This window comes from uncultured Desulfobulbus sp., from assembly GCF_963662935.2.
GTDB lineage: Bacteria > Desulfobacterota > Desulfobulbia > Desulfobulbales > Desulfobulbaceae > Desulfobulbus.
Window position 1 is genome coordinate 2,679,284 of the sequence record NZ_CAXXTL010000002.1, and the last position, 22,995, is coordinate 2,702,278.

General features: G+C 56.3%; 19 protein-coding genes. 13 read left to right on the forward strand and 6 right to left on the reverse strand.

Annotation, left to right across the window (positions count from 1 at the left end):
- The first annotated feature begins 262 nt into the window (after positions 1 to 262).
- Positions 263 to 1,864: a hypothetical protein gene (locus tag ACHZCX_RS16190; RefSeq protein ID WP_319588233.1), complete on the forward strand. Its 1,602-nt coding sequence runs from the start codon at positions 263 to 265 to the stop codon at positions 1,862 to 1,864.
- Between the two features lie 57 nt (positions 1,865 to 1,921).
- Here the strand turns inward: ACHZCX_RS16190 and ACHZCX_RS16195 are convergent, their stop codons facing one another.
- The gene (locus tag ACHZCX_RS16195) at positions 1,922 to 2,932 is read right to left on the reverse strand and encodes a hypothetical protein (RefSeq protein WP_319588234.1); all 1,011 of its coding nucleotides are present in this window, start codon (positions 2,930 to 2,932) and stop codon (positions 1,922 to 1,924) included.
- Positions 2,933 to 3,227: 295 nt separating this feature from the next.
- On the opposite strand from ACHZCX_RS16195, the gene ACHZCX_RS16200 reads away from it, so the two are divergent.
- The 12 genes from ACHZCX_RS16200 (at position 3,228) to ACHZCX_RS16255 (ending at position 17,982) form a co-directional block, all read left to right on the forward strand.
- The gene (locus ACHZCX_RS16200; protein ID WP_319588235.1) at positions 3,228 to 3,827 is read left to right on the forward strand and encodes an alpha/beta hydrolase; all 600 of its coding nucleotides are present in this window, start codon (positions 3,228 to 3,230) and stop codon (positions 3,825 to 3,827) included.
- A 19-nt stretch (positions 3,828 to 3,846) separates the two neighbouring features.
- Positions 3,847 to 6,312 (forward strand): DNA topoisomerase III, encoded by a 2,466-nt coding sequence (locus ACHZCX_RS16205; RefSeq protein ID WP_319588236.1) that lies wholly within the window; start codon positions 3,847 to 3,849, stop codon positions 6,310 to 6,312.
- 92 nt (positions 6,313 to 6,404) lie between these two features.
- Entirely contained in the window at positions 6,405 to 6,803 is a 399-nt protein-coding gene (gene rsfS / locus ACHZCX_RS16210; RefSeq protein ID WP_319588237.1) for a ribosome silencing factor, read from the forward strand.
- An 18-nt stretch (positions 6,804 to 6,821) separates the two neighbouring features.
- Entirely contained in the window at positions 6,822 to 8,384 is a 1,563-nt protein-coding gene (gpmI, locus tag ACHZCX_RS16215; RefSeq protein WP_319588238.1) for a 2,3-bisphosphoglycerate-independent phosphoglycerate mutase, read from the forward strand.
- A 92-nt stretch (positions 8,385 to 8,476) separates the two neighbouring features.
- Positions 8,477 to 9,868 carry a threonine synthase gene (gene thrC, locus ACHZCX_RS16220; protein ID WP_319588239.1) on the forward strand — a complete coding sequence of 464 codons (1,392 nt, stop codon included), beginning with the start codon at positions 8,477 to 8,479 and terminating at the stop codon, positions 9,866 to 9,868.
- 32 nt (positions 9,869 to 9,900) lie between these two features.
- Positions 9,901 to 10,740, forward strand: a complete 840-nt coding sequence (locus tag ACHZCX_RS16225; RefSeq protein ID WP_319588240.1) for a purine-nucleoside phosphorylase — start codon at positions 9,901 to 9,903, stop codon at positions 10,738 to 10,740.
- Positions 10,737 to 12,068: an amidohydrolase gene (locus tag ACHZCX_RS16230; protein WP_319588241.1), complete on the forward strand. Its 1,332-nt coding sequence runs from the start codon at positions 10,737 to 10,739 to the stop codon at positions 12,066 to 12,068. Before ACHZCX_RS16225 ends, ACHZCX_RS16230 begins: the two co-directional genes overlap by 4 nt.
- A gap of 71 nt (positions 12,069 to 12,139) precedes the next feature.
- The gene (gene tatA, locus ACHZCX_RS16235; RefSeq protein WP_319588242.1) at positions 12,140 to 12,322 is read left to right on the forward strand and encodes a twin-arginine translocase TatA/TatE family subunit; all 183 of its coding nucleotides are present in this window, start codon (positions 12,140 to 12,142) and stop codon (positions 12,320 to 12,322) included.
- 47 nt (positions 12,323 to 12,369) lie between these two features.
- Positions 12,370 to 12,618 (forward strand): twin-arginine translocase TatA/TatE family subunit, encoded by a 249-nt coding sequence (gene tatA, locus ACHZCX_RS16240; RefSeq protein WP_319588243.1) that lies wholly within the window; start codon positions 12,370 to 12,372, stop codon positions 12,616 to 12,618.
- A 233-nt stretch (positions 12,619 to 12,851) separates the two neighbouring features.
- Positions 12,852 to 13,994 (forward strand): glutamate synthase, encoded by a 1,143-nt coding sequence (locus ACHZCX_RS16245; protein WP_319588244.1) that lies wholly within the window; start codon positions 12,852 to 12,854, stop codon positions 13,992 to 13,994.
- Entirely contained in the window at positions 13,952 to 15,592 is a 1,641-nt protein-coding gene (locus tag ACHZCX_RS16250; RefSeq protein WP_319588245.1) for a glutamate synthase-related protein, read from the forward strand. The genes ACHZCX_RS16245 and ACHZCX_RS16250 overlap by 43 nt, the downstream gene beginning before the upstream one ends.
- 29 nt (positions 15,593 to 15,621) lie before the next feature.
- Positions 15,622 to 17,982 (forward strand): FAD-dependent oxidoreductase, encoded by a 2,361-nt coding sequence (locus ACHZCX_RS16255; RefSeq protein ID WP_319588246.1) that lies wholly within the window; start codon positions 15,622 to 15,624, stop codon positions 17,980 to 17,982.
- A 178-nt stretch (positions 17,983 to 18,160) separates the two neighbouring features.
- Here the strand turns inward: ACHZCX_RS16255 and ACHZCX_RS16260 are convergent, their stop codons facing one another.
- The 5 genes from ACHZCX_RS16260 to ACHZCX_RS16280 all read right to left on the reverse strand — a co-directional run bounded on the left by ACHZCX_RS16260 (position 18,161) and on the right by ACHZCX_RS16280 (position 22,986).
- Positions 18,161 to 18,832 (reverse strand): hypothetical protein, encoded by a 672-nt coding sequence (locus ACHZCX_RS16260; protein WP_319588247.1) that lies wholly within the window; start codon positions 18,830 to 18,832, stop codon positions 18,161 to 18,163.
- Between the two features lie 516 nt (positions 18,833 to 19,348).
- Positions 19,349 to 19,621, reverse strand: a complete 273-nt coding sequence (locus ACHZCX_RS16265) for a hypothetical protein (RefSeq protein ID WP_319588248.1) — start codon at positions 19,619 to 19,621, stop codon at positions 19,349 to 19,351.
- Between the two features lie 254 nt (positions 19,622 to 19,875).
- Complete coding sequence (locus ACHZCX_RS16270; RefSeq protein WP_319588249.1) at positions 19,876 to 20,361, reverse strand: methylated-DNA--[protein]-cysteine S-methyltransferase; 486 nt, start codon at positions 20,359 to 20,361, stop codon at positions 19,876 to 19,878.
- 128 nt (positions 20,362 to 20,489) lie between these two features.
- Positions 20,490 to 21,017 (reverse strand): hypothetical protein, encoded by a 528-nt coding sequence (locus ACHZCX_RS16275; RefSeq protein ID WP_319588250.1) that lies wholly within the window; start codon positions 21,015 to 21,017, stop codon positions 20,490 to 20,492.
- Positions 21,018 to 21,027: 10 nt separating this feature from the next.
- Positions 21,028 to 22,986, reverse strand: a complete 1,959-nt coding sequence (locus tag ACHZCX_RS16280) for a PBP1A family penicillin-binding protein (protein WP_319588251.1) — start codon at positions 22,984 to 22,986, stop codon at positions 21,028 to 21,030.
- Positions 22,987 to 22,995: the final 9 nt, after the last annotated feature.

Here is a 22,995-nt window from a genome sequence, read left to right on the forward strand (position 1 = left end):
CCCGATAGCTCTCTTTTTTTAGTTTCCATATCAGCGAGTTGTTGTTTTCTCGACCTCTCCTGAAATTTTCCTGGAGAGATGCGCAGGCAAAAGCCCCGTGGGGATTAGCGATAATTTTTGCGGTATCCCCGCGTATTAAAAACGTTCCCTCCTCACATATTTAATGATCATGATGCTTACAATATATTCTTCTTTCAAACCGTTGGTGATTGTTTCCTGTCTGTGCGGTCTTCTCCTTTCAGGCTGTGCGGGCGGAAACGGGATGATTGATCCTTATGAGGCCCGGGCAAAACGGGAAGCCGCAACTCGACAGGAGCGCACGGATCAGCCCGCTACCGAGGTGGTCCGGCGGGACGTCATGATGCCGGTGATGAGTTCAATTAATAGCCGGATTCGCTCCTATGAGCAGAAGCTCGAAGAGTGGAAGGAGGTGGAACGGAAGGCCGCTTTGTTGGCTTTGCCGCAGGAGAAACTGAACAGGATAGACGAATGCCGATCCCATCTGCAGCATATCCTCCTTGAGTACAATTCGCTCCAAAAGCAGCTGCAGCAGGAAACACAGGTCGAGGCCGCCCAATTGCTCGCCGGCAATTCTCTGTTGCAGCTCAATCAGCAGGATATCGACTATCTTGAAAGCGGCTGCGGCAAGTTTCTGGTCGAGCTGAAGACCCTTTCGCAGCCTGCGGCTGCCGCGCCGGCCGATCCCCAAATTAAAGCCGCATTTGAGAACGGCGACTACGATCAGGTCATCAACCTCTATGCCCAAACCGGTTCACTGCCGGGGCAGGTTGCCGCCGCCGAGACCACCTTTCAATACGGCCAAGCCCTGCTGAAAAATCATCAGGAGGCGGAAGCGCGGAAAGTGTTGGGAGAACTGCTTGCTCGCATGCGGTTGCAGAAAGGGCAGGACGAATTGTTGCTGCAACTGCTGCAGACTGGTGCAGATCTTAATTTTGCTCTGGAATCTCATGATGAGGCCAGAAAACAGTACGAGGAGCTTGTTCGGCTCTCCATCGAGAAAGGGGCTCACAAGGAAGAGTGGGCTGGGCTGCAACTTGCGGCCCTGCAACCCGGTGGCGCCGCCCCTTCGGAAATGAAAGAGTACGCTACCTTGCTTAGAAATTATCTGGCTTATTCCCCCAAGCGTGATGGCTACAATGTGGCTGAGCAGGCCGACAAATTTATGCTTGCCTATCCGGCATCGCGTTTGGTGTCCAATGTTAACCTTATTAATAAAACCACCAGGGAACAGGCTGATGCCAAGTTGAATCAGGGCATTAAGCGGATTGAGGCCCAGGCTGGTGAACGGAAGGCTGGCGATCCTCCCGTTGCGGGTGGGCAGGTTCCCAGTGGAACCCCTCACCAAGGCGATGTATCGACAGCGGGCGGGAGCCAGGCCGTCGTCACGCCTCAATCGCCGGTGGGCAATGAAAAATCCCTGCAGGATGACTACGATAAAGGCATGGCGCATATCCAAGCAAAAGAATACGACAAGGCAATTGAACGTTTCAACAGGCTGTCGAGAACACCTTATGAAGCCAAGGCACGTTCTCAGATAGAGGAAGCTTCCAAGCTGGGCGCTCAGGATATGCGACAAAAGGCAGCTGAGCTTTTTGTTCGCGCCTCCAATAATCGCGATTCCGAAGAAAAACGTAAACTGCTGCTTTCCTCCCGTGATTTGCTGCAGAGCATCCTGGTAAAATATCCGCAATCAGGCCTGACCGACAAGGTCCAGCGGAACCTGACCAGGATCGAGGCGGAATTGAAGGCTGTTGACGCGGTAGGGACTGGGTCCAAACCCGCAGCAAGCGGTGGCGCATATGTGCCGCCGAAGACCGCTGCTCCCCCGGCGACTACATTATAAAGTTCGAAACTGATGGGTTCTGATTTGTTAGGAATTTGAAAACACTTAGCAATGGGGCTAGCGGAGCAGTTGTTCCACATGGGGGAGAAAAGTTTTTTCATTCACCAAGGTGACCTCATACATGCTCGTCAAGCCTTGGGCCTGTTCGTCGCTTAAGCCGACAACACAAAGAAGAAATTGTGATTTGTCTACAGAGAGGCGTTTGCGAAGTTTTGAGTACTTGTCAAGATCCTGACGGAATTCTCCAGTCTTGCATTCTATACAAATAGGTATACGGTTATCGATCAGGAAAAAGGTGTCAAGTTCATGGTAATCTTCGTTGGGTAAGGTGACAATTATACTGCGTGCACCTGAGAATGAAAGTTGTCTCTCGCGGAGAAAGTGTAACATCTTGACAAAAACAAACCATTCGAGCCAGACGCCATTGAAGAATTGGACAATAGCTGGAGCTGTTTGTAAGGTCAATTTGATAAGTTTATCCTGTTTCTGGTAATAATTTTTTGCTACAAAAGCGTATTTATGGAGTTGATCGCAGAATTTCACGATTTCCTGCAAATGTTTTTGGCTTTTTTGGGCGAGAGGGAAATTGATGTTGGTGTATCCTTTTTTCTGGATACGTTTTATTTTATCGGTAATCTCCTTTAACATCTCATAATTATTTCCCAACTCAAGGGCGACTTCGTCGAAGAATCCAGTTGTATCAAGTTCTTTTGGATTAACAGTGACCTTTACCTGTTTTGTTGCAAACCATTTGATGATGGGCAGATATTGGTGATCGTTCGTCAGTTCCGTGGTGTTGAGTATATCGACATCCTTTAAAGAAAAGAACTCCTCTTCAGGCTTGTCGATTACTTGAATCTCCAATAGATTCACCTCATTTGTCGTCTGCTGTAATTTGAGTAATTCTTTTTGTTGTTTAAAGTATTTTTCAAGTACTTTCTCGACAAATTGAACGGTGTCATAGATAGGAGCTGTCTGCTGGCACTGAGGACATTTAGCCGATTTTCCAATGTAATCGTTGCCCACCTCTTGGAGGTGGCCACATTTGTTGCAGCGAAAAAGAGCCATGGGGACCTTGGAGAAGAATGTTGTAGGATGTTAGTTTAACTTTTTGATTTTCTAATAAAATTATTCTTCATAACGGTCAAGCGAAAATTATTTCAGGTCTCTTCTTCCTCCGCGCCAATGACCCGGAGAATTTTTTTTTCGGATACCCCCAGGTCTAACTATAACTTTGCTCTGAAATGAGTTGCGATTCCCTTCAGATCGTTGACAAAGCGCCGTGGGTCGCTTACTTCTGTGCAGCATTCACCCCTTGGGAATGAGGTTCTTTTGGGAGACATATTGAGGCGAGGTGTGTGAAGTGCTAGAAATAACATCAAAAATAGTTAATCTGGATGACTGTGTGGTGCATTGCCTGGAGTGTGGCGAGGCGAAGGGCAGGGCTGTGGTGCTTCTGCACGGCATGAAGTTTCAGGCGGAAACCTGGCGGGAATTGGGTACTTTGGAGGTTTTGGCCGGGTTGGGGTTACATGTGCTGGCCGTGGACATGCCCGGTTTTGGCAAGAGCCCAGCCTCGGAGACGCTTCCGGTCGAGGTGCTGGCACAATTTGTCAGACAACAGGGGCTTGATCGGGTGGTCCTTGTCGGTCCTTCCATGGGCGGTCGGATTGCTTTGGAGTTTGCCATCAAGTATCCGCAGTGGATTGCTGGATTGATTCTGGCCGGTGCCGTGGGCGTTGAAGAAAACCGGGCTGGTTTGACTGGCATCGCCGCACCGACCCATATCGTCTGGGGGGCTAAGGATCAAATTTCACCGCTGGCCAACAGCGACACCCTGCTCGCCGAAATACAAAACGCCACCCGAGAAATTTATCCCGAGGCCCCGCATCCCTGCTATCTGGTGCAACCGGATCGCTGGCATGCCAGCCTGCGGACTTTTTTTACCAACTTGAACACATGAGGATTGCATCGGCAAGCACATGGGAAAAACACTGATCATTGCCGAGAAGCCGAGCGTTGCCGCTGATATCGTCAAGGCCCTTCCTGGAAAATTTACCAAGGCCAAAACCCATTTTGAAAGTGACGACCATGTTGTCTCCTTTGCCATCGGCCATCTAGTTTCCATCGCCTACCCCGAGGAAATCAATCCCGATCTGCATAAATGGTCTCTGGATAACCTGCCCATCCTGCCCGAGGAGTTTCCCCTGGCAGTGTTGCCCGACACCAAGGCCCAGTTCAATGCCCTGACCAAGCTGATCCGCCGCAAGGATGTGGAGGTGATCGTCAACGGTTGTGACGCCGGGCGAGAGGGCGAACTGATTTTTAAGTATATCCTTAAACAGGCTACCAACCGCTCGGTGGAGGGGAAGGCCATACGGCGGTTATGGCTGCAGTCCATGACTTTGGACGCCATCCGCGAGGGATTGGGAAAGCTCAAAGATAATAAGGAGATGCTGCCGCTCGAGGATACGGCGTTGTGCCGTTCCGAGGCTGACTGGCTGATCGGAATCAACGCCACCCGGGCCCTGACCTGTTACAATTCCCGGTTTGGCGGGTTTCACAAGACTCCCTGCGGACGGGTGCAGACCCCGACCCTGTCGCTTCTGGTGAAGCGGGAAGCCGAGAGACGCGAGTTTGTCCCCGCCACCTATTGGGAGCTGCATGCCCGTTTCGGCTGCGGTCCGGTTCTTTACGAGGGTGTCTGGATCGATCCCGCCTTTGCCAAGGACGATGAACAGACCCATGGCCGCCGCAACCGCATTTGGGAAGAGCAGGCAGCCACGGCGATTGTCGAACGCTGCACCGGCAAGCCGGCCACTGTGGAAGAAACAAGCAAGAAAGCGATCAAGGGCGCGCCGCCTCTCTATGATCTCACCCTTTTGCAGCGGGAGGCCAACAGCCGCTTCGGGTTTTCCGCCAAGAACACCCTCTCCCTGGCCCAGGCCCTGTACGAGCGGCATAAGCTAATTACCTATCCGAGGACCGATAGCCGCTGCCTGCCCGAAGACTATCTGCCCACGGTGGAAAAGGTGGTGATGCGTCAGCGGGAGTGGCAGTACGGAAAATTTGCCACCGAGGCCCTGGCTAAGAAATATCTGAAAAAAGACAAGCGGATTTTTGATAACAAAAAAATATCGGACCATTTTGCCATCATTCCCACCGCCGGCCTGCCTAAAACTCTGTCCGAGCCGGAATTGAAGATCTACCAGATGATTGTTCAGCGTTTTCTTGCCGTTTTCTTTCCGCCGGCAGTGTATCATAACACCCGGCGTCTTTCCTTGGTTGAGGGCGAGACCTTCCTCACCGAAGGCAAGATCCTGGTGGAACCGGGCTGGAAAGCGATCTACGGATCGGTGAGCGAGGAAGACGGTGACAAAGAGCTGCAGGCCCTGCCGTCCGGAACCGTGGTCCAATGCGAGGAAATCGACAAGCAGGAGCACCAGACCAAACCGCAGCCCCGATTCAACGAGGCAACCCTGCTCTCGGCCATGGAAAATTCCGGCAAGCTGATCGAAGACGAGGAGTTGGCCGAGGCCATGAAGGAGCGAGGGCTGGGGACGCCGGCAACCAGGGCTGCGATCATTGAGAAATTGATCAACGAGAAGTACGTTGTCCGGGAGCAGCGGGATTTGGTGCCCACCGGTAAGGCCATTGAGTTGTTGAGCCTGCTCGAAGCCCGGCAGATCGATGTCCTGGCCTCCCCTGAATTGACCGGCGACTGGGAATACAAGCTCAATCAGATCCTGAAGGGGACCATGACCCGGCCGCAGTTCATGAAGGAAATCCGGGCTATGACCGGCGCCATCGTCGACAAAGTCAAGCAGGGCGGCGGCAGCGAACGGCACGAGGCCGCTTTTTCCCCGGTAGAGGGGGTGCGTTTTTTCGAGACCGCCTCGGCCTTTGAGTCCGAAGACAAGAAGCTGATGATCCGCAAGGTGTTGGGTGGCCGGGTGATGAAGGAGCAGGAGATCGTCGAGCTGATTCAGGGCAAGACTCTGGGGCCCTTTGCTGATTTCCGCTCGAAAAAGGGCAAGCCGTTTACTGCTTCTGTCCACATCGCCCATTCCAAGGTGGAATTTCTCTTTGCCGACTCCACCGCCGAGCTTGATCTCGATGAGATCCGCCGCCAAGAGCCCTTGGGGGAATCACCCATCGACCGGACAAAGGTGTTCGAGACCCCTGCAGGGTTCCTGTCGGAATCGGCTCTCGAGGGCGATCAGAAAAAGGGTTTGCGGATTTCCAAGGTGATCCTCAGTCGGCAGCTTGACCGCGAGCATATCAGCCAGCTGCTGGCCGATGGTCGCACCGAACTGATCGGTGGTTTTATATCTAAAAAGAAAAAACCCTTTGATGCCTTTTTACTGCTCGACGCCAAGGGCAAACTGAGTTTTGAATTTCCCCCCAGGGGAAAAAGGGGAGCGGAAAAGGACGCCGGCAACGGCTGAACCCCGTCTCCGTCCCGGAGAAGAATGCATTTCGAATGGCGGCGGAATGTGCAGTGCTTCTACACTACAGCCAGTTAATAATTTATGGAAGTATGCGACATTTAAAAAAAGATTATGCGGAAAAAGAGGGAAGGGAACTGGCGGCGGCCTGTACCCGTATCGCCCTGGATACCAAAGCTGAGGATCTGGTGGTGCTTGATGTACGCGGCCTGGCCTCCTTTACTGATTATTTCGTGATCATGAGCGGCCGTTCCACCCGCCATGTTCAGGGGCTCGCTGAGGCCATCTCAGGCGAACTGAGCGCTAAGCGGGTCAGCAGCAAGCACAGCGAGGGATTGCGCGAGGGTTTATGGGTCCTGCTTGATTTCGGCGATGTCGTGGTGCATGTTTTTTATCACGAAAACCGCAGCTTTTACGATCTCGAGGGGTTGTGGCACGATGCCACCAAGATCGACGTGGATGAATTGCTGCCCGAAGATTCGCAGCAATAACAGTCAAGGAGGTTTGTAATGCCCGCTCCTGTCCCGATTATCCTCACCATCCTTGATGGCTGGGGGATTGGTGCGCCTTCCGCCACTAACGCGGTGACGGTTGCCGATACCCCGAACATGGACCGGTTAAGCGCAACTTTTCCCATGACCACGCTCACCGCCCACAATGGCATGGTCGGCCTGCCGGAGGGTCAGATGGGCAACTCCGAGGTCGGCCACCTCAATATCGGCGCTGGCCGGATCGTCTACCAGGATTACACCCGGATTAACCGCGCCGTGGATTTAGGTGAATTTGCCGTTAACCCGGTGTTCAACCGGGTGATGGACAAGGTCCGGATGGCGGGTTCCTGTCTCCACCTCTGCGGGCTGGTGTCCGATGGCGGTGTTCATAGTCATATCCGTCATCTGATCGGACTGATTGAGATGGCGGCGGCCAAGGGGGTTGAGGCGGTTTACGTCCATTGTTTCATGGATGGCCGGGACACGCCGCCCACCAGCGGCCTTGCCGCCATTGAGGAGTTGGTGGTGGCCATGGAACGCATCGGGCGGGGCCGGGTGGCCACCGTTTCCGGACGCTACTGGGCCATGGATCGGGACAAGCGGTGGGACCGGGTAAAAAAGGCCTGGGATGCTATGGTCTGCGGTGATGGGGCGACGGCCACGAATGCGGTAGCCTGTGTGCAGGCAGCCTACGGGCGAGGCGAGACCGATGAGTTCATCGCCCCGACTGTGCTGGTCGATAACCAGGGCGCACCGGTGGGGCGGATTGCGGACAACGACGCGGTCATCTTTTTTAACTTCCGCGCCGACCGGGTGCGGGAACTCTGTCATGCCTTCAGCGATGCCGATTTCTCCGGTTTTGCTGCCGGTTGCCGGCCCCGGTTGCTGGAGTTGGCGACCATGACCGAATACGAGGCCGATTTTACCTTCCCCATCGCCTTTCCACCGGTCAGCCTGACCCGTATTCTCGGCGAGGAAATCAGCCGGCATGGGCGGCGGCAGTTGCGGATCGCGGAGACGGAGAAATACGCCCATGTCACCTATTTTTTCAACGGCGGCAATGAGGTGCCCTATCAGGGCGAGGATCGGATGCTGATCAATTCTCCCCGCGATGTCGCCACCTATGATCTCAAACCGCAAATGAGCGCGGTGGAGGTGACCGACACCCTGTTGAGGGCCTTGGCCGAACGGGAAGCATCCGGCACTCCCTACGATCTGGTCATTCTCAATTTTGCCAACGGCGACATGGTCGGCCATACTGGGGTGATGGCGGCGGCGGTGACCGCTTGCGAGACCGTGGATCGCTGCGTCGGTCGGATTTTTCAGGTCGTCAAGGAGCGTGGTGGGATCATGCTGATCACCGCTGATCACGGCAACGCCGAGATGATGGTCAACCCGGAGACCGGCGAACCTTACACCGCCCATACCCTCAATCCGGTGCCCTTTATTGTGGCATCCGAGGGATACGAGCATCGAACCCTGCGCAGCGGCGGGGCACTCAAAGATATTGCCCCAACCATCCTGACCCTGATGGAATTGCCAATTCCAGCCGAGATGGAAGGCGTGAGTTTACTAGTCTGAGAATCTTCACCTGTTAGGTCTATGAGCCAAAAAACTACCGACTACAACTTGGGGCCTGAAAAAGCCACAGTTTAACGGAAAGGAACACGAGTATGCGCTATATCAGTACACGGGGCGGGATTGAGCCCCTGGGATTTCAGGATGCGGTGATGATGGGCCTGGCCAGGGACGGAGGGCTGCTCCTGCCCGAGACCCTGCCGACGATAGACGCCGCTGTTCTCGACAGCTGGCAGCACCTGCCCTACCAGTCTCTGGCTCGCGAAATTCTCTCGCTGTTCATCGACGATATCCCGGCGACTGATCTTGAGGATCTAGTCGAGCGTTCCTACGCTTCCTTTGCCCACCCGCAGGTAACCCCAATCTGCAAACAGGGCGATGTTTATATTCTGGAACTCTTTCACGGCCCGACCCTGGCTTTCAAGGACGTGGCCCTGCAGTTGCTGGGCAACCTGTTTGAGTATGTACTGGCCCGCACCGGTGGCTTTATGAATATCCTCGGCGCCACCTCGGGCGACACCGGCAGCGCCGCCATTGCGGGGGTGCGCGGCAAGAACAATATCAATATCTTCATCCTTCATCCGCACGGCCGCACCAGCCCGATCCAGGCCCTGCAGATGACTACGGTGCTTGATCCCAACGTGTTCAACATTGCGGTGCGCGGCACCTTTGACGACGCTCAGAGTATCGTCAAGACGATCTTCAATGATCTCGCCTTTCGGGACCTCTACCAGTTGGGTGCAGTCAACTCGATTAACTGGGCCCGGGTCTTGGCCCAGGTGGTGTATTATGTCTACGCCTATCTCAAACTGCGGAAACAGGGGAGCTCTAGTGTTGATTTTTCCGTGCCCACCGGCAACTTCGGCGACATCTTCGCCGGCTATGTGGCCCGGAAACTGCTGCCCGCCGGCTGTATCCATACCCTGATTTTGGCAACTAATGCCAATGATCTCCTGACCCGGTTTGTTACCCAGGGTGATTATTCCCGGGGCCAGGTCATTGCCACCAGCAGTCCGTCCATGGACATCCAGATCGCCTCCAACTTTGAACGCTATCTCTACTACCTCCGGGGCGAAGACGGCGCACAGGTCAAGCAGGACATGGAAGGCTTTGCTGCCACCGGGATCCTTGATCTCTCCACTTTCAAGGAGCAGGTGGCGGTCGATTTCCGTTCACGTTCGGTTTCTGAGGAGGAAACCATCGCAACCATCGGTGATTTTCACCGGCAACACGGGTATCTGCTTGACCCCCATACGGCGGTCGGGGTCAAGGCAGCGTTGGAACTTCGCGATCCGAACCGGCCGGTGGTCTGCCTGGCCACCGCCCATCCGGCTAAGTTCGGTGCTGCCGTCACCCGGGCCATAGGCAGCGAGCCGCCCCTGCCACCGGCCTTGGCAGACCTGGAGAACCGGGAGAGCCGCTGTGCTGTGCTGGATGCTGAGATGACTGAGATTAAGAATTTTGTGGCCGCCAACGCCTTGCAATAACCGAAAAAGTTTGCGTCGAGGGGGTGTGATCAATGATTGATATGGCCCTGCACCAGCACGAGGTGGAGGAGGCGGTTGCCTTTTTGCGGGAGCGTATCCCTGAGCCGCCGGAGGTGCTTATTCAACTGGGCACCGGCTTGGGGGAGCTGGTTGGAGCCATGCAGGAGACCTGCACCCTTGCTTATGAGAAGATACCCCATTTCCCGCGCTCCACCGTGACCAGCCATGCCGGGAATCTGGTGGTCGGTAAACTGGCCGGCAAACGAACGGCTATCCTTCAGGGGCGATTTCACTGCTATGAGGGCTATTCGGCCCGCGAGGTGGCCTTCCCCATCCGCGTGCTTTCGCTCTTGGGTGCAAGCGCGGCCATCATAACCAATGCCTCTGGCGGCCTCAATCCAACCTTTCGCCCCGGCACCCTCATGGTCTTTGATGATCATATCAGCCTCTTGGGCGATAATCCCCTGCGCGGACCCAATGTCGAAGGCTGGGGGCCGCGTTTCCCCGACCTCTCGACCGCCTACGATCCCGCATTTCGCAAACTTGCCCAGCGGATCTCCAAGCGGCTGGGGCTGAACGAAGTGGTCAGCGGCACCTATGTCTGCGTCCCTGGACCAAGTCTGGAAACGCCTGCCGAGACCCGGTTTTTGCGGATGATCGGTGCCGACGCCGTGGGCATGTCGTCGGTCCCGGAGATTTTGGTGGCCCTCCATGCGGGAATGCGGGTTCTGGGAATTTCGGTGGTGGCCAACGTCAATGATCCGGACCATTTTCAGCCGATCCGTATCGACGAGATCATCAAGGCAGCCCGCAAGGCGGGACCGCGCCTGCAGCAGTTGGTCATCAACCTTCTGGCGGAGCTGATACCATGAGCGCCCAGCAGGCGGACCTCATCCTCACCGGTCGCTATCTGCTGACTATGGACAGGGAGCAGTCGCTGATCGAGGACGGGGGGCTAGCCATCGCTGGCGACTCCATCCTCGCAGTCGGCAAAGCCAGTGATCTGCTGGCGCGGTATCCCGGCGCGACGATTCTTGTCGAGCCGCATGGGTTGATCATGCCCGGCCTGGTCAATGTGCATACCCACGCCGCCATGTCGTTGTTCCGGGGGCTCGCCGACGACCTGCCGCTGATGCAGTGGTTGCAGGACTATATCTTTCCGGTAGAGGCGACCTTGACCGGTGATCTGGTCTATCAGGGGACACTGCTGTCCCTTTGCGAGATGATCAAATCCGGTACCACCTCGTTCTGTGACATGTATCTCTTTGCCGGCGATGTGTCCCGGGCGGTCGAAGAGGCCGGGATGCGTGCCTGGATCGGCGAGGTGCTGTATGATTTTCCCTCACCCAACTACGGGGAGCTGGAGAATGGTTTTGCCTATACCCAAAACCTGATGGACCGTTACCGCAACCACCCGCTGGTAACCATCACCCTCGATCCGCATGCGGTCTACACTTGTTCACCCGATCTGCTGACACGTCTGGGCGCCATGGCCAGGGAGGAAGGCGCGCTGTATGTGATCCATCTCGCCGAGAACGAAGAGGAGGTCCGCACCTGCCGGGAGCGCTATGGCCGGACTCCGGTGGAACACCTCGAGGCCTTGGGTTTGCTCGGTCCCCATGTGGTTGCGGATCATTGTGTCATGCTCACCAGCGCCGAGATTGGTCTCTTGGCCAAACGCGGCGTCAAGGTGGCCCACTGTCCGGAATCGAATCTGAAACTGGCTTCGGGTATTGCCCCGGTGGTGCAGATGCTGGAAGCCGGAATCGCTGTGGGCATCGGCACCGACGGCAGTGCCTCCAACAATGATGTCGATATGTTCGGCGAGATGAACACCACGGCCAAGATTCACAAGGTCGACCGGATGGACCCGACTGCCATGAGCGCCGCCACCACCCTGCACGTCGCCACCCTCGGGGGGGCCAAAGTATTGGGCGCCGAAAGCCTGATCGGCAGTCTGGAGCCGGGCAAGAAAGCTGACTGCATTGTCCTTGATCTCGACCAGCCACACCTGACGCCGCTCTACCACCCGGTGTCCCATCTGGTGTATGCCGCCCGTGGCAGCGACGTTATTCATTCGGTGATCAATGGCCGGTTGGTAATGCGGAACCGCCGCCTGCTGACCCTTGATGAGCCAGCGATCCTGGCCCGTGCCGCCGAGATTGGGGCTGGGTTTCGCCAAAGCCGCAATGACGGTTGACAGGCGCTTAGCCGGAGTGCTATTATCTGCTCCTTTCATTCTGTTGTACTCATTCTACACGAGGTGTCGCCATGTTCGGACTCGGAATGCCTGAACTTATTATTATTCTTGTTATTATCGTCATTATCTTCGGTGCGGGCAAACTGCCGGAAATCGGTAGCGGCATCGGCAAGGGTATTCGCAACTTCAAGGATGCCACCAAGAAGGAGAATGAACCCAAGGCCCTTGACGAGGACAAAGACAAGGAAGCCTGAACGGATCCTTCCTCTCCCCCTTTTTCACCCCCACCCCGGCGGCTGCAATGTTTGGACTTGGTACCCCTGAGCTGATTATTATCCTGTTGATTGCCTTCCTCATTTTCGGCAGCAAGAAACTGCCGGAAATCGGTGCCGGTCTCGGCAAGGCCCTCGGTTCCTTCAAAAAGGGGCTGGGTGAGGTTGAAGAGGCTCAAACCGACCTCAAGAAAAGCCTGCCTGTGGTCAAGGAGATCACCGAGGTCAAGGAAACGCTCGCTAAAGCCAAGGACATCACCGGTATCCTCGGCAAGTAATTCCCCTTATTTTTATTCTGCCTCGGCGGGCGCCCCTTCGATTGTTCGTCGCTTTCCGGTCGAGGGGCCTTTGCTCTTGACAACCATTCCCCTTTTCAGTAAATGCTTTTCCTCGCATCCATTGTCAATATTGTGATTTTGCCCGTACGATAGCGCGCAGCAATATACATTTTTGTCGTATTTTATTCGTAATTGTGTCCTTCTGACCACGATCGACCTTTCAGGAGCCGTTCATGTGCCGATTAGCTCTCAAAAGCGCAGATACACCCTTTTCACCCTATGAAGTCCTCACCGCCATGGAGGCTATGCAGGAAGGCTATGACGGCAGTGGTCTTGGCTTGCTGCTGCGAGGGGTGGAATTCGAAGATTTCAAACTCAAACCCCATCATGTCGTCCTCTCCGGTATTGCTCACACCGAGGCTGCTTTCCACCGTCTGACCGACTGGATGGGCAGTCAGGGTTTCCAGGTCAAGTACGTGCACGAATTTGAACGGCGGCCCCAGTTGATTGAGGCCAAGGACCGTTTCAATTACCTGGTTCGCGTCTACAAAATGCCGGACCAGTGGGCGGGACTTGCTCCGGAAGAGATCGATGATCACCTGCTGCAGGTGCGGTTGGCCATCCGGAGGGACGGCGAGGCCCATGGCGGCGACATTACCGTTTTTTCGTTGTATCGCGACGTGGTGATGATCAAGGAGGTTGGTTGGCCCCTGGAGGTCGGCGACGCCCTCGGCCTCGAAGATGGACGCCTCCGGGCCCGGGTGGTCATGGCCCAGGGTCGGCAGAACACCAACTACGGTATCAATCTCTATGCCTGTCATCCCTTTTTCATTCAGGGCGTTGCCACTATGACCAACGGTGAGAACACCGCCTTTGTCCCGATCAAGGAGTGGTTGCTGGGCAAGGACATCCCCGGCTACCTCGGCTATCACAGCGATTCCGAGACTTTTACCCATATCCTCCACTATGTGACCAAGAAGTTGAAGCTGCCGCTGGAACTCTACAAGCATGTCATCACCCCGCTGAAGACCGAGGAACTGAATGTGCATCCCAACGGCGATTTTCTCAAGGGGCTGCGCACCGTCTGCCGCCGTCTGATTATCGACGGTCCCAACGCTGTTATCGGCACTCTGCCCGATGAAACCAGCATACTGGTGATGGATCAGAAGAAGATGCGGCCGGCAACCGTCGGCGGCCGCCCCGGTGCCTGGGCCATCGCTTCGGAGATGTGCGGCGTCGACGCCCTTGTCCCGGACCGCGATCCCTCCCTTGATTTTCAGCCCATGCGGGAGCACACCGTCATTATTCCACCCGAGCGAAAGGAACTCACAATATGGTCTCAGTTCGATCAATTTACACTTCCCCAAGCAGCTTAAGCTACCACGATCTTCCCTGGATCATTGAGCACCGGGAGGATCGCTGTACGCTCTGCGGCCGGTGCACCTCCGTCTGTCCTGTCGGGGCTATATCGCTGTCGTATCTCCGGCAGCGAATGCCAAAACTCGATATTCTCCAGAAAAAACGGGGGAACGAGTACCGGCATTTTACCGGCATCCGGCAACACACGGTCATCGAAAAACGGTGCATCGGTTGTGGCATGTGCGCCTCAGTCTGTCCCAATGAGGCCATCGGGCCGCATGTCAATGACAACGAGCACCGTGCCACCTTTCTGCTCAACCAGAAAGGCGATGCCCACAAGCGCGGTGGCCGGCGGAATGCCACCGGCAAGACCGTGCTGGACCGTATCTCGTTCGGTCGTATTTCGATGCTTACCGATCCGGCGCTCGATGCCGGCCGCCACGAATTCAACATGAACACCATTCTCGGTCGGGTATTGACGCCGGAGGAGTTCCTCCGCCGCAAGATGACCGGCGAGTGGATCCCGCCGACCCGGGAGATTTTTCCGTTCATCATCGGGTCAATGTCTTTTGGTGCTTTGTCACCCAATATGTGGCTCGGTCTGCTTCAGGGCGTGGCCTACTGCAACGAGGTCTTGGGCATCCCCGTGGTCATGGCCACTGGCGAGGGCGGCTGTCCTCCCTGGGTGTTGAGGAGTCCTTTCCTTAAATACATCATCCTCCAGATCGCCTCCGGCTACTTCGGCTGGGACGAGATCATCCGCGCCATTCCGGAGATGCAGTGTGATCCTGCCGCCATCGAGATTAAGTACGGCCAGGGCGCCAAGCCCGGCGACGGTGGTCTTTTGATGTGGTTCAAGGTCAGCAAACTGATCGCCCGCCTGCGCGGCGTACCCGAAGGGGTCGACCTGCCCTCGCCACCGGTGCATCAGACGCTGTATTCGATTGAAGAGAGCGTCATGAAGATGATCCAGACCATGTCCATGGCCTTCGGTTTCCGGGTGCCGGTCTATCCTAAGATCTCCGGGTCGACCTCGGCTAAGTCGGTGCTCAACAACCTGGTGCGCAACCCTTATGCCGGGGGCTTGCTGATCGACGGTATCGACGGCGGCACCGGCGCGGCCTACAACGTCAGCATGGACGCCACCGGTCACCCGATCGCCTCCAACCTGCGGGAATGCTATCTCGACCTGGTCCGTCAGGGCCGGCAGAACGAGATTCCGCTGTTCGCCGCCGGCGGTATCGGCAAGAACGGCAACGTCACCCAGAACGGCATGGCCCTGGTCATGCTCGGCGCTTCCGGCGTGCATATCGGCAAGTACATCATGCAGGCCACCGCTGGCTGTCTCGGTAACGAGATGGGCCGCTGCAATGTCTGCAACGTCGGTCTCTGTCCCAAGGGCATTACCAGCCAGAACGCGAAACTGTATCGCCGTCTTGATCCCGACGAGGTCGCCCAGCGCGTGGCCGATGTTTTCATGGCCATTCGCACCGAAGCTAAGAAGATCATGGCGCCGCTCGGCCGCTCCCAGAGCCTGCCCATCGGCATGTCCGATGCCCTCGGCGTTGACGATAAGGCCATCGCGGAACGGTTGCAGATCAATTACATCTGTTAGTCAGGATTCATTACAGGACGCCTTTGAAAATGAGCGAAACAAAGCACACCATACTCACTGTCCGCGGCAGGGATGACAACAACCACCGGATCTCGTCCAAGATTTTTGAGGAAGAGGTTCGGGGTGCGGCGGCGGTTGCCGATGAACTGATTCTCGAATCCTACGGCCAGCACAACATCGGCTTGCGGCTTGGTTCTGTCGAGAAGCCGCTGACCATCCGGGTCAAAGGCCCCGCCGGTCAACGGCTCGGCTGCATGGGCCTGAAGGGCGCGACCATCATCTGCGAGGGATCGGCCTCGGATGACGTCGGCTACCTCAATATCGGCGCGGATGTCATCGTCAAGGGTGATGCCACCAACGGCGTCTGCAACGCCATGGCCGGCGGCCGGGTGATGATCGGCGGCAGTATCGGTGCTCGCGGCCTGACCATGACCAAATGGAATCCGGACTACGAGCGGCCCCAGATGTGGGTGCTCGGTTCGGTGGGTGACACCTTTGCCGAATTTAACTGCGGCGGCTTGGGCGTGGTGTGCGGCATCAATCCTAAGGACCCGAAAAATGTGCTCGGCTACCGGCCTTGCGTCGGTATGGTCGGTGGGAAGATCTTCTTCCGGGGTCCCATCGACGATTCCTATTCCAAGACCAACGCCAAGCTGACCCCACTGAGCGACGAGGAATGGCAGTGGCTGAGCGAGCGGTTGCCCGAATTTCTCGAGAAGATTGACCGGTCCGATGTATTGCAGACCGTTTCAGTACGCGAAGAGTGGAACGTGCTGGCGGCCATCACCCCGCAGGAGCGCGCCCTGATGTTCTCCGGTCCCATGTCCATGGCCGAGTTCCGCCGGCGGGTCTGGGATCAGGGGTTCGGCGGCGGTGATCCCTTGCGCGACATTGCGCCAGGACTGGAGCGTTCGCTCATCGGTGTGGTCGAGACCGGCGAATTCCGGCGGAAAAAGCCCTTCTGGGCCAATCGGGACGCGGCGGCTCCCTGTACCTTTTATTGCCCCATCCACATCCCGACCATCGACCGTCTGCGCATGATTCGTGAGGGCCGCACCGATGAGGCCTACGAGATGCTGCTGCGGTATACCCCCTTTCCGGCCTCGGTTTGCGGCACGATTTGTCCGAACCTCTGTATCCAGAACTGCTCGCGCGAGAAGATCGATTACTCCATCGATGCCTCGGTCTTGGGCCGCTCGGTTCAGGCGGTGGAGCCGCCGGTGGCAAAGCCTGCCATCGGTAAGCGGGTGGCAATCATCGGCGGTGGCCCGTCCGGTATGGCTGTGGCCTGGCACCTGGCACTCAACGGAGTCGAGGCTCATATCTTTGAACGCGACACCCAGCTAGGCGGCAAGTTGGCCCAGACTATTCCCTGGGAGCGTCTCTCCCAGGCGGTTTGGGATGTCGAGATCGGCCGTTTCCTCAAAACCAAGAACCTCCATGTCAACCTGGGGGTGCAACTCAGCAAAGACAAGGTCGAGGAGCTGAAAAAAGACTTCGATTATGTCGTCGTGGCAGTGGGTACCCACCAGCCGCGGACCCTCTCTTTCCCCGGTCACGAGCGGGTTATTCCCGCGCTCGACTATCTCAAGGCGGCCAAGAGTGATAAGCCCATGGCCACCGGCAAGCAGGTGGTGATTATCGGGGCTGGTAATGTCGGCTGCGATGTGGCCGCCGAGGCCTATCGGCTGGGCGCGGAGCAGGTGGTGCTGGTCGATATCCAGAAGCCGCTTGCCTTTGGTAAGGAGCGGGCGTCGGCCGAGGCTCTGGGCGCCACCTTCCAGTGGCCGGTCATGACCCGCGAGGTGACGGCGGAGGGCCTGGTTGGCGCCGATGGCACCCTTATTCCGGCGCAGACGGTGATCATCTCCATCGGCGATGTTCCCAGCCTGCCTTTTCTGCCGGACACGGTGGAGGTGCTTAAGGTGGGAGGGGCGGCCTGGATCAAGACCGATGAGGCTGGCCGGACCAGCGACGACAAAATCCTCGCGGTCGGCGATGTTGAACGGCCGGGCTTGGCGACCAATGCCCTTGGTGCGGGTAAACGGACCGCCGAGTTCCTGCTCGCTACCTTCAAGGGCGAACCCTGGGTTCCGTTCCGGCAACGGTTGATCAGATATGAGGATCTGACCCTCGCCCATTACGACCCGGTCAACGACCGGGGAGCGACCGAGGATCAGCAGGCGGCCCGTTGCCTGAGTTGCGGCTCCTGCCGCGACTGCCACCTTTGTGAGACTATCTGCCCGACCGGTGCCATCTCCCGCCGGGAGATTGTTCCCGGACCGGACGGGGTGGATTATGAGTATGTCTCGGATGACGACAAGTGCATTGCCTGCGGCTTCTGCGCCGATACCTGTCCTTGCGGCATCTGGGTGCTGCGTCCCTTTTAAGGCTTTTTTTTCTTAAAATCAAAACGGCCCTGGACCGCATTGCGGTTCAGGGCCGTTTTTTTTAAGTCGAGCATTCCTGCTCATTTTCTTTGCAGTGAAGTCTAACGCGGAACTAACTAACGTGCAGCGGGGCTGTTCCCGCGATCAGCGTTTAGTGTCTGGTTATACTATCGTTTTCTTAGTATAATTTCTCTTTTTCAATCCCTAGATTAAAACGAAATGAATCTACTGTCTTTTCGTGAATTGGTCTAAGCTGTTCATAAAAAACTCTTTCAACCTTTTTCCTTGCTTCTTCAAGTATTTGGATTGTTATATTAGGCAGGTCGTATTGCAAAAATATTTTCATGAATTCGGCGTTTGTATTAGCCGCAATAGTGAAGTAATTGTTAAGCATTATGTATGTTTCGTTATCAAAATAGATCGCTTTTTTCCTTAATGTTTCATTCATGACCGTCGTTGATTTATTAACTTGGTCAGTTAATTTTATGTAAAAATCTATGTGCTTCTCGACCGGTGAACTCTTAATAGCAGGGCCAACAACAAACGTACTAAGAATAAATGAAGTATCACAGATGCATTGATAAATAGAGTGAATAGCCTCAGCCCTTTGCGTATCGACACGTTGGTAGGAAATATCTTTTTCATTCGCAAAGATAGCTAATGATGTTTTCAAGTATTCTGTCTTCTCTTGTAATTGAATTTTAAATTTTTCAAGATCCTTGATCAATGCGTGCGCAATAATCGACTTGCTCAGAAATTTCACAGTCAGGAAAGCAGCGCCTGAGCCAATAAATCCTGGGATGGCAATTTCCAATATGAAATTTATAATTTGTTGAATCGTGATGTTCATATTTTTTAATATAACGGTGAATTAATCTGAAGCGGGGCTGTTCCCGCTGTCAGTGTTAAATGACTGGTGTACGCCCGGCATGGGCGTGATCTTATGGGGTGGTAGTCCCCTGTATGTAAACCCTGGTACTATCGTGAGATAGGACCATAAATACTAGCCGAAGGCAAGGGCGGAACCGCGAGGGACCGTCCGGAGGAAGCCGGAGCGCAAAGCTATGAGCCGACGAACAGAAATGGCATATAAGGCCAAGTCTCCGGGCAAGTCAGCACCACATGACAACACCCTGGGTTGAGGAGATATGGTAAATGCTGCGGTTGCATAGTGAAAGATCACGTTCTTATCCGGGGTGACCTGTCCGACATGCGGCCGTTGTTACGGCAGCGCTCTGTGTGGTAACATGCCGGGTGTTCGAGCAGGAGTCAGCGGAGACCATGTGCTTTTGGCCCTCCGGTCAGTACGCTTGATGTATACGCCAAGCCCCGACGTGTGAGCAACATCGCCGTCAGCGGCCGGTCATTATTTCTTCATAAAACGAAGCAGGACCTTGTATTTTTTGACGTCAAAATCCTTGGGGAGGAGGGTGCTGTCGGGGATGAGCAGAGTCAGCACCTTACCGTTTTGCGGATCCTTGCGTGGCTGCTTGCGCCGTTCCTGCCCCAGGGGGCCGACGATCCGTTGGCGTGGATCACGCACATGCAGTAGTTCCGCCTCGATCGGGGCGCCGCCGGAGCCGGGCTTATTGGGTTGGATTCCGGCCGGCGCTATCGAGCCGATGATAATATCCACCATAGTCGTTCCTCCCTGAAGTGTATTTAGGGCCTGTTCACCAATAACCTGAACATCTTGCATCTTCGATTCGGGCCATCTTTGGCTGCAGCTTCAGCGCAAAATCCTCGACGTAGCACGACTACGCCTGCGGTTTTGCGCTAGGCGCCACAACCAAATCTAACCCAAATCGAAAGCGCAATTTTGTCCAGTTTATTTGCGAACAGGCCCTTATACCGCTATCGTAGCGGATTACTGCCGGATTTGCGCTCTTTTTTTCAATCTTTGCAGGAGCTTCCTTCCAGATTCAGTAATGCTTGTTTCATGGGCAGGCCACCGCCGAAGCCGGTCAGTTTGCCGCCTGCGCCAATCAATCGATGGCAGGGAATGATGATGGCCAGTGGATTGGCATGGGCGGCCCCACCTACGGCTCTGGCTTTGTGCCGTCCGCCGATCCGTTCGGCCAGTTCGCCGTAGGTCATGGTTTGACCGTAGGCAATGGTACGGAGTTGTTCCCAAACCTGGAGTTGAAACGCGGTGCCTTGGATCGATAGGGGCAGGTCGAAGTCGCGCAGAGAGCCGCTGATGTAGGCGAGCAACTGGCGACCAGCCTCGTGCAGCAAGGGATGGGTGGCAATTGCCACCAGAGATTTATGAAGAACAAGTTGATGTTCCTCCGGAAAGGAGAGGCCGCAGAGTCCGGCCTCGTCGGCGGTCAGGGTGAAGACGCCCAAGGCGGTGGGCAGGGTGGTGCTCAGTTGCATGGTTGCTTCCTGTCAGGAGAGGGTAAGGGGGTTGTAGGAATCGTGCCGTTTTTGAAGATTTTTTGGTTTGATGCGCCAACGTCGACCTGAAGAAATACCTTGAGAGCTCAAGGCTCTTCCCCGGCATTTTACCGATTTCGCAACGCCTCAACCAGTAATCCTTCTATCTTTGTCTGCTGGCTGAGGACGGCAGCGGCCCGGTGATAGAGGACCTCTAGCTTAACCGGTTCGGCGCTGTCAAGGATGTGGGTGCAGTTGTAGTTAAGGCAGAAGATCGGCTTGACCAGGAAAAGACAGCCCTGAGTGCCGAGGAAACGGCAATTTTCACCGCTCTCCTGCTGTTGGGCCACCCTGACGCCCAAGAGCAGGTTGATCAGCATCTGGAGACTGTCGGTATTATCGGCCATGTACGCGCTGCAACAGCCGCCTCCAGGCCGGGCGGCGCAGCCGCCGCAGAGTTGCCCCAGATCCATGCCCCCCATATGTTCGTTCAGCGCCTGGGAATGCCGGCGCAACTGGTCGAGTTCTCCCTGAAACGCGAGTGAGTTTGTCAATCTGTCGGCAAACTCAGCAAACAGGGCGCGGGCCTGGGTGAGTTTTTCAGCCGGAGTCCCGCTGTAATAGGTCTGCATGAAATGGGCGTCTTGAGTAGCCATGGGATCTCGGTTAGTTGACGGCTTGGAGCATGAACATCTTCCACACCGGAGCGGCGGCTTGCCCCCCCGTTTCGCCCGTTCCCAGCGGTGTGTCGCGGTCGTGACCGATCCAGACGCCGGTAGTCAGATCAAGAGCCGAGCCGACGAACCAGGCGTCGACGTGGTTGTCGGTGGTTCCGGTCTTGCCGCTGGCGCCGCGGACGCCGCTCGCATTCTTTCCCGTCCCCCGCTGCACCACCTGGGTCATGACCGTATGCAGCCAGGCAGCGGTTTCCGGTGCAATCACCTGTCGGCCCGGCGACTGCGGCCAAGGCTTGAACCGGCCGTCCCGGTCGCTGACCCGGGTGATGCCCACCGGGGCATGGTAGACTCCCTGGTTGGCAAAGGCGGTGTAGGCGGCGGTTAATTCAAGCACCGAGACCGGCGAGGCCCCGAGCGCCAGGGTCAGATCGGCCTCAAGCGGGGCGGTGATGCCCATTTTTTTGGCCGTGCGGAGGACGTTCTGCAGGCCGGCCTGTTGCATCAGGCGGACGGCGATCACATTGCTGGAATGGATCAGGGCTTCGTCCAGGGCCATTGAGCCATGGTACTCGTTTTTAAAATTGCGGGGCTGCCACGACTTGCCGCCACCGCTGGGCAGGGTGATTGGTGTATCCTTAAAGACTGATCCCGGCGACATTCCCTGTTCCAAAGCCGAGGCGTAGAGCAGGGGCTTGAAAGCTGAACCCGGTTGCCGGTTGGCCTGCACGGCCCGGTTGTACTGGTTTTCGGTGAAATCGGTGCCACCGATCATCGCCCTGATCCGGCCGCTGCCGGTGTCCAGGGCGACCAATGCCCCCTGCGGCGTGGGATTGCCTGGGTGCCGTTCAGCGACCTTAGCCACTCCAGCTTGAACAGCGCTGGACGCCTCTTCCTGGAGTTTGCTGTCCACGGTGGTGGCCACACTCAGCCCCTTCTCATACAGATCAGCCTCTTTGTAGGCGGTGAGCAATTGGTTGCGGACATAGAGGGCGAAGTAGCCGTTCAATGATTTACGCCAATTACCGGTCAGCTGCAGCCCCTCTTCATAAGCGGTACGCGCATCTTCGGCTGTGATAACGCCGTCCTCGGCCATGCGATTGAGCACGTAGCGCTGCCGGGTCCTGGCCGCCTCGGGCTGTTTGATCGGCGAATAGTTGCTCGGCGACTGCGGCAGGCCGGCCAACAGGGCGATCTCTCCCAGGGTCAGTTGACTGGTTTTTTTACCGAAATAGGTGCGGGCCGCGGCTTCGACCCCGTAAGCTCCCTCACCGAGATAAATCTCGTTGAGATAGATGAAAAGAATATCCTCCTTGCTCAACATCCACTCCAGCCGAAACGAAAGAACCGCTTCGGCCATTTTGCGCAAATAGCTCTTCTCCCGAGTCAAGAGGAGCGCCCGGGTCACCTGCTGGGTGATGGTCGAGCCTCCCTGACTGCGGCGGCCGGAACGGAGGTTGTTGAAGGCGGCTCGGGCGATTGACCAGCCGTCGAGGCCGTCATGTTCCCAGAACCGGCTGTCCTCGGCGGCGATAAAGGCCTTGGGCAGGAGAGCCGGGAAGCTCGTGTAGGGGATGACGACGCGAAATTCCTTGGCAATGACGTCGATGGGCCGGTTGGTGCGATCCAGGATCAGGGTCGCCACCTGCGGCCGGTAATCGTCGACCGAGCGGATGTCGGGAAGGGCCATGAACCAGGCCAGCACCGTGCCGTTCAGGACGCTGAGCACAGCGGCGATTATGAGCAGCATCTGGGTCAGATGGCGCTCGTCCAGGATCCAGCCGCGAAAGGGCGCTGGTTCTGGTGTTGGTTCGGATTGGGTCGACGGTTTGGTGGACAAGAAGACGAAGAAACAGTAGTGTTGAGTTCGCACAAAAACGGGATTGGTTCCGGGCGGCGCGGACACCTCCGCTTGCCGCCAAGCCCCTGCTGTTGGTGCAGGTGTTACCATGATTTCAGG